Origin of the sequence: Paenibacillus tuaregi (genome assembly GCF_900086655.1) — a bacterium.
In the GTDB taxonomy this organism is placed as follows: Bacteria; Bacillota; Bacilli; order Paenibacillales; family Paenibacillaceae; genus Fontibacillus; species Fontibacillus tuaregi.
This window is the reverse complement of record NZ_LT575476.1, coordinates 5,006,640-5,020,130: the sequence shown is the minus strand read 5'-3', so window position 1 is coordinate 5,020,130 and position 13,491 is coordinate 5,006,640. Positions and strand designations below refer to the sequence as shown.

Sequence of the window (13,491 nt, the reverse complement as noted above, 5' to 3'; positions counted from 1 at the left end):
CTATAACATGCTTAGTTAAGATTATGGGAAGGCGGGAAAGATCAGACCGTGAAAGTGATTTACGGTCTGCATTTGGCCAGTACGGGGTAGTCCTCCCGGGTCTTAAACAGATTCTCCAGCGTCTGCATGAGAAGAAGCACCTGATCCTCGCGGAAGGGTCTGCCCACAATCTGCACGCTGACCGGCAGGCCGGCGGAGCTGCGTTCAAGATCGGCAAGCGCTGCAGCTGCCTTATCTTTAGGGTTTGCTTTGCGGGCGAGGGCTTCCTCGGGACGTACGGTGGAGAGAGACAGCGTTCCCGCGGGAAGAGAGAGATAATTGGGCAGTGACACATACGCTCCTTCGAAGGAGATCATCTTGGTCCCACCATGAGGCGGAGCGGTGGTCACAAAGGAAGGGCAGAGCAGGACGTCTACATTTGTGGAATCCATGGTACGGATGAATTGCTCACGGTGAGCCTCTCTTTGCATAGTTAATTTTTGGTACTGCGGCTCTGTCTTTGCCCCAATCTGGGACACTATCAGCTTGGCGAGGGCCTTCTGGCCGGAGAAGCCCAGCAGCTTGGTGATGAGCCAGCGCTTGGCAGGGGGGAAGCCTTGGGAAGCCAGCACGCCCGCAATATGAGGCGCAGTCGGGCTATCACCCAAAGTCAGCTTCATTCCCTGACCCCCATCGGCAGTCATCAGTCCGTAAAAGGTCTGAATCATGTGTTCCGGCTCTGGCAGAGTGAAGGGCACCACTTGGATACCTCGGGCTTCCAAGGCGCTGGAAGCTTCGCGCAGCAGGCGCAGTATCGCCGGATGGGCTTCAACAATGCCGTCCGAGAGAACGATGCCCACACGAAGTTCAAGCTCAGACTGTCCTGGCCGTTCAAGCGGATACTCCTTCTGCCGGGATGCCAGCACCCGCATCGCAAGGTGCACATCCTCTGTGCTGCGGGCCAGGGGACCGAGCGAGAACATGGCACCGGCTTCCGGACGAACATGATACACGCCTCTTGGAAGAGAGGCCGGAATCCGACCGGGTGTTGGCTTCAGCCCGTGAACCCCGCAGAAATGGGCAGGGACCCGAATGCTCCCGCCAATATCGCTGCCTATGCCAAGGGGAGATCCCCCAAAGGCCACGGCAGCTCCTTCGCCACCTGAGCTGCCGCCTGGGGTTCGTGTCAGATCCCACGGATTCGATACTTTTCCATAGACCGGATTATCGGATTCAAAACCAGTCAGGAGCTGCATCACATTGGTCTTGGCGACAATGACGGCTCCCGCCTGGCGCAGCAGATTGACGGACGCGTCATCTCTGACCGCAGGCTCGGTAAGGTGGCTGATGCCCCAGGTGCTCGGAGAGCCCTCGACATCAATGTTCTCCTTCACCGTAACCGGCACACCATGAAGCGGGCCGAGCTTCTCTCCGCGTCTTACAGCTTCATCTGCAGCGGCGGCCTGCTTGAGAGCCTTTTCATAAAGAGGGATGGCGACCGCCCGGGTGCTGGATTGCATCTGCTTCAGCCGTTCAATCAGCGCGCTTGTGATTTCAAGCGAGGAGTATCGGCCAGCGGCAATACCGGCGGCCATTTCAGACGCACCCATTTTGGAATAATCAATCTGGATCATGCTCATGGGCAGCTGGCTCCTGTTCCTGAAGTTTAGCAATAAACATTTCTGTTAGCTCAAGCTTGTTGTAATTGGAGCGGATTCCGTATTCCAGCGAGAACTGCTGTGGCAATGGCATCCTGCTGCCGAATTGCTCCTTAAGCTGTTCAAGCTCGGTGATATTCTTGCGGGCGGCTTCGCGTGCTTCACTGAGCCATCCTATGATGGTGCTCTTGTCCACGTATTTTCCGAAGAACAGCCTCATCAAGGTATCGGAACGGACGGTATCGGGTTCGTAAGGGCCGACCAAACATTCAAGAAATTCGGCACGTCCGGATTCCGTGATGGAATAAATATTTTTGTTGGGCTTACCGTCCTGTGTAACTACGGTCTTCGTGAGCAGTCCGTCCTGCTCCAGGATTTTGAGAGTGGGGTAAATCGTCCCGTAGCTTGGATCATAGAAATAGGACAAGCGATTCTCAAAATACTGTTTGATTTCATAGCCTGATCTGGATTCATCCATAAGCACGCCGAGGATAGCATGACGGACTTTCATATATATCACTCCGATACAATTTTTAGTATCATATATCGACTCGATATATGATGTCAATAATATGTTTAGAGGTTATTTTTTTTGGGTAATAGTTAGATTGTGGTTCTAAATCCCTTTGATTTCCATTATAATAAACTTTAGTATGGCATAGCATACTTTATTGTTTAAATCATGAAGAAATAAGGGGAGTAAATTGGATAGAACCATAGCAAAGCAAATTTTTGATGATTTGGTGGAGCAAACGGGCAGTCAAGTTACCGTGAACATTCGGAGCCGGTTTCCAGGCGGACGTAATGTAGGCGGCAAATATAGCATGAACGAGCACAAGGTCACCATGTACCTTGGCGAAATCCGTAAGCAGTGTCTGAACATATTCGGGACGCTTGACCGGTATGAGGAGGTGCTCCGCATTGTGTTTGCCCATGAACTGGGCCACGCGGCGGATGCTGAGCTGGCGGGACTATCTGACCAGCTGGATACGTGCGAGAATGAGCTTGAGCGGAAGAAGCTGGCTTTGTTGATCGAGGAGAATGCCTGGAACTATGCGGTGAAGGTTCTACCAGATGCCGACCAAGGTATACTGCAGACCATGATTTATGTGTCTTTGCAGGCTTATCGTGACGCTATCGCACAAGAGATTGCCTAAGTTGCACCTTATATAGATGCGGATATATATGCAGAAACAAAAGAGGACGCCTGGGGCGTCCTCTTTTTGATAGGAACATTACTTCAATTATTCGGGCTTGTGGCTGACTACAAGCTCATATTGGTCCAGGGAAGCGCCAAGCATATATTCTCTAGCCACTCCCGCACCCCGGTGGGATTCCCGGAAGGCCTCGCTGGAGGTCCAGCCCTTGAATGAAGCTTCATCCTTCCATAAAGTGGTCACTTTCACTTCTTCGGCCCCATCTTTGGGGCTTTGGCTGAGCCATACTTCAAGCCGTAGGAACCCCGGCATGGATTTGACTGCTCCGGCTGTGGTGAACCGGTCCGCCACCTGGCGTCCGTAGCCTTCCTTCACTTTGATAGAATTCGTTACAACGAGCATATAGCGTTTCCTCCTTCACGTCAGTTTAACTACTCGATGTCAATGCTCCCGGATTCGGTGCGGGCTTTAATGACATCTGATGAAGTCTTCGGCGAATCAGGAATCTTCACACTCCCTGAATCAGCCTGGGCGTCGTAGAAGCCTTGGAAATCCGGATTCGCCTTAACTTTAATACTGCCTGATTGTGCGCTTAAGTCAAGCTGGGTCGAATTCTGGTCAGCGATTCGGATGCTGCCGGATTCCGCCTTGATGCTTCCGTTGCCGTCAAGGTGTTCAATCTTAACGCCACCCGACTGGGTGGACAAATCCACATCGGCTTGGATGGTCCCTGCTGTAATGCTGCCGGATTCAATCTCCACTTTTAACTGCCTTGCTTTTACGGAATCCAGATCGACATGGCCAGAGCTGCTTGAAATTTCAACCTGTTCCGCCTGAAGTCCCTTGAACTCCCCGCTTGAAGAATCCAGGTCGAATTTGATCTGCTCCAGTTCGGACGGCTGCGCCAGGGCAATGGTCATGTGCTGTCTGGTTGATTGGAAATTAAAATTAAAAAATCGAAACTCGGGCTTCGTAGAGAGATCCAGCGCAAGCTTGCCGCCGGAGAGCTTTACCTGATTGACCCGGTCTATAGTATCCTGCTCCAAGTTCCCCGAGATTTCCACATAATTAGTGCCATCAGAGCTCTCTACGAACTCGGCTTCAATGGTATGCTCGCTGTTAACGAACAGATCTTTAAGCTCCCCGGCTTCAAAAGTCCATTTCTTGCTGTATGAAGGGAGTTCGTCTCCAAAGGCGAATTTGTGGGCGGCCATTCCGCCAGCACCGATAATGATAAGCAGGATGGCAAGTACAACTGCGTACTTTTTCATGGTTAAGCATCTCCTTTAGCGGTTTGATGGTTCCAGCTAAAATACTTTTGTGTGGATATCAGCACGGCTCTGAACAGTCCCTTGGAGGCCAGGGCAAGCAGAATGCCAATGCCAACCATAAATACGCTTGCGAACCACTTTGCTGTGGAGACCTCGTTGTACAGCATATCCATAGTGAGAAGCACAGGGCTTGCGATGCATGCAACAGCTCCAATGGTTATCGCAGCGGCGAATGTCCAGAAGGCCAGCATTAAAGGTGCAAGCACGAGATTTATGAAGAACATGCCGATAATGACAAAGGTCTGGGCTGTGGCTCCTCTTCTCCTGCGGGCTGGTGCCGGCGGAGCACTGGCTTCGGGCCGTCTGCTCGGATCGTGATACCAATAGACCGGCTCGCGTGATGTGAACCGCTCCCCAAGAGCTTCCTTGGCGAGCTCATGCGGATCACCCAGCTCATGTACGATCTCTTCCTCTGTCTTGCCATTTTGTTTGCCGAAGGCAAAATGGGCTTCGTAGTCCTCAAGCAGCTCCAGCTTCTCTTCGGGTGGAAGCTGGGACAGCTGTGTGTTCAGCAAAGTTAGAAACTCGTTCTTGTTCATAGTATTGGCCCTCTCTCGATTAATCTTGATACGCTGTATACAAATTGCTTCCATTCGGTGATCAGCTTCTTCATATGGGCTTTTCCTGATTCGGTAAGCTTATAGTACTTCCGGGGAGGCCCTCCGGTAGATTCCTGAAGGTAGGTCGTGCAGTATCCTTCATTGACCAGCCTGCGAAGCAGCGGGTATAGAGCACCCTCGGCAACTTCAATATGCTCGGATACGGACTGGGCTAACTCGTAGCCGTAGCGGTCACGCTCGTGAATGAGCACGAGAACGCACAGCTCCAGCGCCCCTTTCTTGAATTGGATGCTGATATCCAAGGGACATCCCTCATTTTCATTTCATTTTCACTTAAGGTGTAATCCTTAGTACTGAATATTGATCAGTAACTGAGGTAAATGTTACCACGCACTACTGAATAATGCAATATAGTGAATATAATTTAATAAATATGTAAGAAAAGGGCGGCAGTTAAAAGAGCCGGAATTAAAATAAAAAATGACGCACATCACAGAGAAGAAAGCCTGTGTCTGTGCGCCATTTTCAAAGCCTGTTATATGGCAGTTAAGCAACAAAGATCTATTGATGGGAATCAAGGGACTTGAGTGGTTCCTTGGCAGGGCCTTCGATTACAGCACCCTTATGGTCGAAGCGCGAGCCATGGCATGGACAATCCCAGGTGCGTTCTCCCTCGTTCCAGGATACCTCACAGCCCATATGAGTACAGGTTGAATCGACAACGTAGAGCGTACCGTCCTTATCCCTGTAGGCGGCCGCCTTTTGACCCAGATGGCGTACAATACTTCCCTCGTCATTCTGAAGGTCCTGAGCTTTCCGGTGCACGATATCGACTTTGCCGGCAATCAGCTCTTTCGCCACGTTGGCGTTCTCCACGATTAAATTCTTGATGCCCGGGTTTGCTTTAAAGCGTGAAGGACTAAACAATTCAGCATATCTGTTCTCCCGTCCGAGAATGAGATCCCGGTTGATCAGGGCAGACAGGGTCCCATTGGTCATTCCCCATTTGCCAAAGCCCGTGGCCACATAGATATTCGGATGCCAGCCATTTAACCTTCCGATATAGGGAACATTATCCACTGTGATCAAATCCTGAGCGGACCAGCGGTAAGGAATCCGCTTGGCTCCAAGCAGTTCGCCTCCGAACTGCTCAAGACGCTCGTAGTACTGGATCGTACAGATGCCTTGTCCTGTCTTATGTCCTTCCCCGCCAACCAGGATTACTTCCTTGCCGTCCAGCTTGGCGGAGCGAAGAGACCGGGAAGGAGTACCTGCGTTGATATACATGCCGCCAGAATAGGAGGTTTCGGGTTCTATGGCAACCACATAGGAACGATCCGCATGAAGCCGCGCGAAGAAGAGGCCCTCTTTGTCACAGAAGGGGAAATGGGTGGCGGCTACCGCGTGATTGCATTTGATCGTATACCCTTCCGAGGTATTCAAGTGAAGAACACCGCTTTCTTCCTCAATCTGCCCATCCAAAGTAGTCTGTTCGTAAATAGCACCGCCCTGCTTCTCAATAAACTCAAGCATAAAGCGCAGATATTGCAGCGGGTGGAATTGGGCTTGATTAGAAACCTTGATCGCCCCGTGTACCGTGAGCGGAACGGGTATGGAATCCACCCATTCCCCAGGAATGCCCAGTTTCTCATAGGCCTCCCATTCCTTTTGCAGCTTGCCAAGGGATTCCTCGGATTCTGCATAGAGGTAGGCATCCTGCTTCTCAAGCTGACAATCAATTCCATGCTCGGTTACGGTTTGCCGTATAAATTCCAGCGCCTCATAATTGCCGTCATGATACAGCCTGGCTTGTTCCTCACCAAAGTGGCTGATCAACTTATCGTAAAACACTCCATGCTGGGTTGTGATTTTGGCGGTTGTGTAGCCGGTTGTTCCTTCCAGCACACGATTCATCTCTACGAGCGCAACCTTCAGGCCTTCCTTGGCCAACAAATAGGCGGTAGTAATTCCGGAAATACCCGCACCAATAATGGCAACATCGGTATATATCGTCTCCTTGAGCTTATCGTAGGTTGGAAGCTGTACAGTACTTCTCCACAAGGACTCCGGGAACCTTGGGAGCTCGCTGTGCGGGGGGATTGAGCTGTTCATTTTAGTTACCTCCTGCTTTCACTTAGGGTTATGTTCATTTATTACCATTTTCAGGCTGTTAGAAACCATCAGCAGTCTAGAGGGGGAGGCATGGGAGCAGGAACGGGCGCAGAGTTGACAACAATCATATTTATATTTATACTTATTCTAAATACAACTGAAGGAATGAGTAGAATTATGAAGTCTTTGAATCTAACTACACAGCGTAAGGCTGTTTATGACGTGGTACGCAACTCGAACGATCATCCTACAGCGGCTGAAGTCATGAACCGGTTGGTGGAGCAGGGGCATAATTTCGCTTATGGGACCGTATATAATTCACTGAGATATTTAACGGATAAAGAGATGATCCGTGAGCTTAAGCTTGGGGAGGCAGCCAGCCGTTATGATGCCAAGCTGGATGATCACCAGCATATTCTATGCGAGGTATGCGGCCGTGTGGATGAAGTGATGTCACAAGTGCCTGAAGAGTGGAGTGCAGCTGTGGCCAAGGAGACAGGCTATGATGTTCATCATGCTCATGTCGTATTCGGGGGAGTGTGTTCTAAGTGTCTGCAGAAGAAGTAAATACATTTGAGCCAGTTATGCAGCCGGATTTCTGTCCGGTTACCCAGCGGGTCATTGTAGTTAGTCCGCTTCCGAGGGGACTTCATGAGCTTGTACGTGATTTGTCGGACGGCTGCTTTGATGTGATGGTGTTCCACCATCTGGAGCAGGGAATTCGCAACGCCCAATCCGCCGACCTGCTGATTCTGGATCTAACCTCCTACCGGGAGCACGAAGAAGAGGTGGCTCTTCAGACTCTGCTGATGCAGGAGACCGGCGGGGTTCCTGTGCTGCTGCTGATTAAGGAGTCCATGCTCGGACATATGGACGAACGCCTCCGCCAGCAGGAGCTCGTGGTCTGGCCCGCAAGGCCCCAAGAGGTTCTGTACCATGCCCAGCGGATTATTCGGAGCAGTAATAAGAAGGCTCCTGCCTCCTTACTGCTCAGCGGGACATCTCCTGCGATCTTCAAGGATTTGTGGATTGACCGCAAGAAGATGTCTGTCTATCGGAACGGGGCCCGCATCGAGCTAACGAAGACGGAATATGATCTGCTGCTGAAGCTGCTGTTGAGTGACGGGGCGGTACTGACCCGTGAGGATTTGCTCAGTGATATCTGGGATACGTCCTTCTTGGGAGGCAGTAACGTGGTGGATGTGCACATCAAGAGCTTAAGGAGAAAGCTTGGAGACCGGGCATCCAATCCGACTTACATTGCTACCGTACGTGGGGTTGGCTACCGGATGGCTGATTAAGGGAAACATCACTTGAGTTTGGAGAAACCGTTTGTCAGGAAATGAATGTAAGGGTCTGGAAAGGCAACCCATCGTTACTGGGAGATTTGTCTTAGAGCCAAAGACCTAAAAAATTCACCTGACCAAGCGGTTTTTTTGTCTTAGTTGTCAACTTTTAATGATAAAATGCCGATATCAAATGGGGATACACTGATTAATGGGAAGTTATGAATAAAATAGGGGGAGTTTCTTTTGGATATGGGAGAAGTGGCAGAGCTAGAGACAAATAATAAGACAGAGCCAACTGGGACAACTGAGAGAGAGAACAAGCGAAGTAAGAATAAAAACAGGAATAAAGGCCGATTCACGATCCGCAAGCGGCTGATTATTGCCTTTACCGGGATTCTTCTGATTCCAAGCATTGTTATCGGCGCTGTTATATTCTTCACCTCTTCGCAATCCATCATTTCAGAGGTTACCAGTAACTCGAAAGAAATGGTCAAGCAGGTTAACGGCATCATTGACGATAAGATATCCAATAAGATGCTGAATGTGGAGTACTTGGGCAGACAGGTTACCAATCAAATGTTGGGACCTGAAGCCAGACCGCAGCTGATTGGAATCCTGGATAACTATATGGGACTTAATTCCGACGTGGATAACGTCTTCATCGCTACAGCTCAGGGAGATATTATTCAGGCTACTGATGGGAAGATGAAAGATTCTCCAGCCGAGGTTCAGAAGAGCACCTGGTTCACCGATGCTATGACAACGGCCGATACAACTTTTGTAAGTCCGGTAGTTATTAATCGAGAGAAGCTGCCTGTAATTTACATAACCCGTCAGTTGAAAGAAGGAGCCGGAGTCCTTGGGCTTACGCTTAATCTGCAAGTTCTCCAGCGTTCCGTGTCTGTTAAGCTGGGGGATACCGGATATATCATGGTGCTGGATAATAAGAGGCAGTACGTAGTTAACCCGAATGCCAAGCAGGGGACAGTGGCCGCAGACAACTATGTGAATGACATCTTTAAGACGGATGGGAATTTGACCGAGCTGAGTTACACGGAAAAGGGCACGGCCTTAAATATCCAAACCGTGGAGAACGTCTCAACCGGCTGGCGAATTGCGGCGGTCAGAAATCAGATCGATATTAACAACCAGGCTGCGACCAGTTTCTATGTATCTATCGGCGTGCTCGTCGGGGCTCTTGCCCTTGGTGCTATTGTGATTGTGTTTATCATCCGGTCGATCGTTGGGCCGATTCGTAAGCTGCAGCAGGAGACGGAAAGCGTCAGCCAGGGTGATTTAACATCGGAAATCGAAGCTGTACGCAACGATGAAATTGGCGATCTAGCGGCTAACTTCTCGCTCATGGTGCAGAATTTACGTGAAATGATCGTGAATGTCCAACGGACTACAAATAATGTAAGCACCTCTGCCGAGGCGCTCTCCTTGGGTGCAGAGCAGACCACAAACGCCATCGAGCATGTAACTGTCACGATCCAGGAAGTCGCCTCAGGCAGCGAACGCCAGCTGCAGAGCGTGGAAGTTGGTTCGGACAGTATTGAAGATATGACGGGTAAGGTTGTTGTCATGTCAGATAATTTGAAGAATGTGACCGGCCGGATGAGTCAGACGATCCAAGTGGCCGAGGATGGGAATACTTCCGTCCTCAGTGTAGTGGAGAAGATTGAGAACATCAATCAGACGGTGGAGGAACTGAGTCAGGTTATCCATACTCTGAATGGCCATACCGAGCATATTGGAGGCATTGTCACAGTGATCACGGACATTGCCCAGCAGACGAATCTGCTTGCCCTTAACGCCTCCATTGAGGCCGCTAGAGCAGGGGAGCATGGCCGTGGATTCGCCGTTGTCGCCGAGGAAGTCCGTAAGCTGGCTTCAGATTCGGAGCAATCGGCCCATCAGATCGGAGATTTAATCCAAGGTATCCAGGGTGAAGTGAAACGGGCTATGACCTCCATGGAACAGGCGGTTCAGCGCGTGGAAGAGGGGATTTTAGCTGTGGACTCCACGGGGAGATCCTTCTCGCGTATCCGCAAAGCCGTTAAGGAAGTGGCGGCGAAAGTGGATGAAGTCACTTCGGCGGCTGTACAGTTAGCCGAAGGGGCAGAGACTGTTAACGCTACAATCACCGAGATACGCCGGATTTCTGAGGAATCCGCGGGAAGCACCCAGACCATCTCAGCTGCTGCTGAAGAACAGCTTGCTTCTGTAGAGGAAATTGCCTCGTCTTCCGCAGATCTCAGCCGGATGGCAGATGAACTGCAGGGGCTGGTTGGAAAGTTCAAAATTCCCCAATCTGAATAAGCTGTGCCCAGGCTGGGTTGGGCCAAGGATTGAACTGGGTTCGGTTGATTTAGAATAAAGTAGGTTTATCATAAATGCGATCAGGTCAGCCGGGATGTCCGGCTGGCTTTTTTTCATGAATGGAGTTGGCCAGCATATGATTTTTAAAAGTCAGAAAAAGCGGAAAGAATACCATGGAACGATTTACAACCCTCCCGCTCTCGTATAAGCTGTTAGCAGAAGAAGAGCGGCAGATGCGGCTTTCATGGGGGGAGTACGATGGCAAGAAGACTTGAAGGCAAGAGGATTGCCCTTACCGGTCCGAGAAAGGCACAGGACCTCAGTAAGCTGGTGGAGAATATGGGCGGGATTCCACTGCTCCGGCCGGCCCAGGGAACGGTGTTCCTGGACGATATGAACCTAAGGAATGGGCTGGTGGCTTGGGTGGATCAGCGGCCAGACTGGTCTGTATTCACTACCGGCGTAGGACTTGATGCCCTGTTTGAAATGGCCGAGGATATGGGGATTGCCGAAGCTTATTGGGATCTCCTGCGTGAGACTTCGATCGCCGCGAGAGGATATAAGACGGTGAATAATCTTAGGAAACGTCAGCTTGAGCCGCTGGTCCGGGACGATGATGGAAGCACGGAGGGCCTGATCCGGGCCTTTGCGGGGCATGACCTTAAAGGCCGAAGCGTTATGATTCAGCTGCACGGGGACCCTGCGCCAAGGCTTGTGGAATGGCTTAAGCAGCAGGGGGCTAAGACGCAGCAGATTCTGCCTTACCGTCACATCCCGCCTGCAGAGGAGCAGCTGGATCAGCTGTTGTCCGATCTGCTTGGCGGTCATATCGACGCGGTCACCTTCACCAGTACGCCGCAGGTGAGATTCCTGATGGAATATGCTGATAAGCTCGGCAAGCTGTCAGAACTGATCGGGGTGCTCAGTGGACCAGTGGTGGCTGTGGCAGTCGGCAAGGTTACCGCCCAGGGGCTGGTAGAGTCGGGAATCCCGCGTATCATCGCTCCGCGCGAGGAGCGCATGGGGAGCATGATGGTGGAGCTTGCCCGCTATTATGCTGGTGAGAGCGAGCCCTTTCAGGCGGGTCATTGAAATGCCACAGCTGAACGATTCCTAATGAATACCGGGTATCTCCCGGCCACAGGAGGAGATTTGATGAATAAGAAGAAGGCTCTACTGATTGGGGATTATACTCATCCCAAGTTCCATCCTCTACAGGGGGTGGATGCGGAGATCACCCACGCGCTGCAGGATTATTTAACAGTCCAGTGCAGTGAGAATAACCATATGTTCGAATTTAATAACTTGGGCGCATTTGATCTGTGTATCTCCTACCGGGACAGCTGGACGGAGAAGCTGTCCCCCAAGCAGACCGGTGGCCTGCTTGCTTTTGTCAGCGGGGGCGGGGGATTGCTTGTGCTGCATAACGGCATTGTGCTGGGCAATCGGTATGAAATTGCCCAATTGATTGGGGCGAAGCATTCGGTGCAGCCTACCAGACAGACGCTGGAGCTCCGGGTAACGGAACCCGGACATGATATTACGGAGGGCGTAGGCACATTTCAGATGGAGGAGGAGCCCTACCGTTTCGAATTTGACCCGTTCACAGAGAAGACAATTCTCATGGAATACAATATGGACGGAGAATGGCATCCTGCCGCGTGGGCTCACTCTTATGGGCTTGGACGGGTGGTGTATCTGATGCCGGGCAATGATCAGCCGGCGTTTCAGCATCCAGTGTACCGGAAGCTGCTGCTCCAGGCTGCCAAATGGGCGGCACGGATATCCGGCTAACGTCGGACTGAACCGCTTGGTTCCGGTGTAAGAAACAGGTAAACATGTTATACTGTAAAATGTATAGAGGCCGGAACGCCGACATGAGGCGTAACGGTCTTTTGTTTGTAGAGGAAATGTTTGGTACAATGTCCGTGCAACGCGGATTATTCGAGCTATGAGGTGAATTCATTTGACAACTTTTCAAGATTGGGGCTTTTTGCCCGCTTTTTATGATATTTTGCGTGATCAGGGAATCGTGAACCCAACCCCTGTTCAGGAAGCTGCGATTCCTAAGCTGCTGGAGGGACATGATCTGATTGCCCAGGCGCAGACAGGAACGGGAAAGACGCTTGCTTTCCTGCTTCCGATCATGCAGAAGATCCGCCCGGATGTCGAAAGCGCCCAGGCGCTCGTCATCACACCGACAAGGGAGCTCGCCATCCAGATTACGGCTGAGGCCAGAAAGCTTGCCGCAGCGAGAGAGGGCGTGTCCGTTCTTGCGGCATACGGCGGGCAGGACGTGGAGCGTCAGCTCCGCAAGCTGCAGGGCGGCAGCCAGCTTGTCATTGGCACACCGGGGCGGCTGCTGGATCATATGCGGCGCGGCTCTCTCCAGCTGGGCAAGGTGCGGATGCTGGTGCTGGACGAAGCGGATCAGATGCTGCACATGGGATTCTTCGAAGAGGTGGAGTCGATTATCCGCTCTATTCCGCGCAGCCGCCAGACGATGTTGTTCTCGGCGACCATGCCGGAGAAGGTTCGCAATCTCGCGAAGACTTACATGAAGCAGCCTCAGGACGTGCGGATTTCCACGAAATCTGAAATTCCCCGCGAGCAGATCCGCCAGCTCGTCATCGAATGTACGGACGCTTCGCGCGAGCGTGCCCTTTTGGACATGATGGAGCGGGATATGCCTTATCTCGGCGTGATTTTCTGCCGTACGAAGGTAAGGGCGAAGCAGCTTAACCAGTCGCTGCAGGAGAAAGGGTATATGTCGGGGGAACTGCACGGTGATCTGTCCCAGGCGAAGCGGGAGCAGGTAATGCGTTCTTTCCGGAAGGCGAAGCTGCAGTTCCTGATTGCGACTGACGTAGCCGCGCGCGGTATTGATGTGGAAGGGATCACGCACGTGTACAATTATGACGTGCCGCTCGACCATGAAAGCTACATCCACCGGATTGGACGGACAGGCCGGGCAGGCGAGAAGGGGCTGGCGGTTACCTTTGCCGCTCCGAACGACATGCCCGAGCTCCGGAATATTGAGCGCGGCATAGGGCAGAAGATTGCCCGGGAGCGTTATGAGGCTT

14 protein-coding genes are annotated in these 13,491 nt (G+C 51.6%); 7 read left to right on the top strand and 7 right to left on the bottom strand.

The window, feature by feature from the left end; all coding sequences use genetic code 11:
- Window positions 1-59 precede the first annotated feature (59 nt).
- Window positions 60-1,619: an amidase gene (locus BN6628_RS22560; protein WP_068620781.1), complete on the bottom strand. Its 1,560-nt coding sequence runs from the start codon at window positions 1,617-1,619 to the stop codon at window positions 60-62.
- Complete coding sequence (locus tag BN6628_RS22555; protein ID WP_068620779.1) at window positions 1,600-2,148, bottom strand: PadR family transcriptional regulator; 549 nt, start codon at window positions 2,146-2,148, stop codon at window positions 1,600-1,602. The genes BN6628_RS22560 and BN6628_RS22555 overlap by 20 nt, the downstream gene beginning before the upstream one ends.
- Window positions 2,149-2,341: 193 nt before the next feature.
- Here BN6628_RS22555 and BN6628_RS22550 point away from each other — a divergent pair, with 193 nt between their 5' ends.
- Entirely contained in the window at window positions 2,342-2,794 is a 453-nt protein-coding gene (locus BN6628_RS22550) for a hypothetical protein (protein ID WP_068620777.1), read from the top strand.
- 87 nt (window positions 2,795-2,881) lie between these two features.
- Here the strand turns inward: BN6628_RS22550 and BN6628_RS22545 are convergent, their stop codons facing one another.
- The 5 genes from BN6628_RS22545 to BN6628_RS22525 form a co-directional block, all read right to left on the bottom strand.
- Window positions 2,882-3,196: an antibiotic biosynthesis monooxygenase gene (locus BN6628_RS22545; protein WP_068620775.1), complete on the bottom strand. Its 315-nt coding sequence runs from the start codon at window positions 3,194-3,196 to the stop codon at window positions 2,882-2,884.
- 29 nt (window positions 3,197-3,225) lie between these two features.
- A complete protein-coding gene (locus BN6628_RS22540; RefSeq protein WP_068620773.1) occupies window positions 3,226-4,065 on the bottom strand; it encodes a DUF4097 family beta strand repeat-containing protein in 840 nt (279 codons plus the stop codon).
- A gap of 2 nt (window positions 4,066-4,067) precedes the next feature.
- Window positions 4,068-4,664 carry a DUF1700 domain-containing protein gene (locus BN6628_RS22535; protein ID WP_068620771.1) on the bottom strand — a complete coding sequence of 199 codons (597 nt, stop codon included), beginning with the start codon at window positions 4,662-4,664 and terminating at the stop codon, window positions 4,068-4,070.
- Window positions 4,661-4,987, bottom strand: a complete 327-nt coding sequence (locus BN6628_RS22530) for a PadR family transcriptional regulator (RefSeq protein ID WP_068620769.1) — start codon at window positions 4,985-4,987, stop codon at window positions 4,661-4,663. Before BN6628_RS22530 ends, BN6628_RS22535 begins: the two co-directional genes overlap by 4 nt.
- A 259-nt stretch (window positions 4,988-5,246) precedes the next feature.
- The gene (locus tag BN6628_RS22525) at window positions 5,247-6,797 is read right to left on the bottom strand and encodes an FAD-dependent oxidoreductase (protein WP_068620767.1); all 1,551 of its coding nucleotides are present in this window, start codon (window positions 6,795-6,797) and stop codon (window positions 5,247-5,249) included.
- Between the two features lie 177 nt (window positions 6,798-6,974).
- Between BN6628_RS22525 and BN6628_RS22520 the strand changes: the two genes are divergently transcribed.
- The 6 genes from BN6628_RS22520 to BN6628_RS22495 all read left to right on the top strand — a co-directional run.
- Window positions 6,975-7,364, top strand: a complete 390-nt coding sequence (locus tag BN6628_RS22520) for a Fur family transcriptional regulator (protein ID WP_068622567.1) — start codon at window positions 6,975-6,977, stop codon at window positions 7,362-7,364.
- Window positions 7,346-8,098: a response regulator transcription factor gene (locus tag BN6628_RS22515; protein ID WP_068620765.1), complete on the top strand. Its 753-nt coding sequence runs from the start codon at window positions 7,346-7,348 to the stop codon at window positions 8,096-8,098. The genes BN6628_RS22520 and BN6628_RS22515 overlap by 19 nt, the downstream gene beginning before the upstream one ends.
- A gap of 237 nt (window positions 8,099-8,335) precedes the next feature.
- Window positions 8,336-10,408: a methyl-accepting chemotaxis protein gene (locus BN6628_RS22510; protein ID WP_235847747.1), complete on the top strand. Its 2,073-nt coding sequence runs from the start codon at window positions 8,336-8,338 to the stop codon at window positions 10,406-10,408.
- Between the two features lie 258 nt (window positions 10,409-10,666).
- Window positions 10,667-11,500 carry a uroporphyrinogen-III synthase gene (locus BN6628_RS22505; protein WP_068620763.1) on the top strand — a complete coding sequence of 278 codons (834 nt, stop codon included), beginning with the start codon at window positions 10,667-10,669 and terminating at the stop codon, window positions 11,498-11,500.
- A 63-nt stretch (window positions 11,501-11,563) separates the two neighbouring features.
- Window positions 11,564-12,202, top strand: a complete 639-nt coding sequence (locus BN6628_RS22500; RefSeq protein WP_068620761.1) for a ThuA domain-containing protein — start codon at window positions 11,564-11,566, stop codon at window positions 12,200-12,202.
- Window positions 12,203-12,374: 172 nt separating this feature from the next.
- Window positions 12,375-13,491 (top strand): DEAD/DEAH box helicase (locus BN6628_RS22495; RefSeq protein WP_068620760.1); only part of this gene is annotated, 1,117 nt, incomplete at its 3' end.

Bases quoted from the DNA above. Each gene is read 5' to 3' on its own strand.
- BN6628_RS22560 (WP_068620781.1), bottom strand. From the start codon at position 1,619: ATGAGCATGATCCAGATTGATTATTCCAAAATGGGTGCGTCTGAAATG.
- BN6628_RS22555 (WP_068620779.1), bottom strand. From the start codon at position 2,148: ATGAAAGTCCGTCATGCTATCCTCGGCGTGCTTATGGATGAATCCAGA.
- BN6628_RS22545 (WP_068620775.1), bottom strand. From the start codon at position 3,196: ATGCTCGTTGTAACGAATTCTATCAAAGTGAAGGAAGGCTACGGACGC.
- BN6628_RS22540 (WP_068620773.1), bottom strand. From the start codon at position 4,065: ATGAAAAAGTACGCAGTTGTACTTGCCATCCTGCTTATCATTATCGGT.
- BN6628_RS22535 (WP_068620771.1), bottom strand. From the start codon at position 4,664: ATGAACAAGAACGAGTTTCTAACTTTGCTGAACACACAGCTGTCCCAG.
- BN6628_RS22525 (WP_068620767.1), bottom strand. From the start codon at position 6,797: ATGAACAGCTCAATCCCCCCGCACAGCGAGCTCCCAAGGTTCCCGGAG.
- BN6628_RS22520 (WP_068622567.1), top strand. From the start codon at position 6,975: ATGAAGTCTTTGAATCTAACTACACAGCGTAAGGCTGTTTATGACGTG.
- BN6628_RS22510 (WP_235847747.1), top strand. From the start codon at position 8,336: ATGGGAGAAGTGGCAGAGCTAGAGACAAATAATAAGACAGAGCCAACT.
- BN6628_RS22505 (WP_068620763.1), top strand. From the start codon at position 10,667: ATGGCAAGAAGACTTGAAGGCAAGAGGATTGCCCTTACCGGTCCGAGA.
- BN6628_RS22500 (WP_068620761.1), top strand. From the start codon at position 11,564: ATGAATAAGAAGAAGGCTCTACTGATTGGGGATTATACTCATCCCAAG.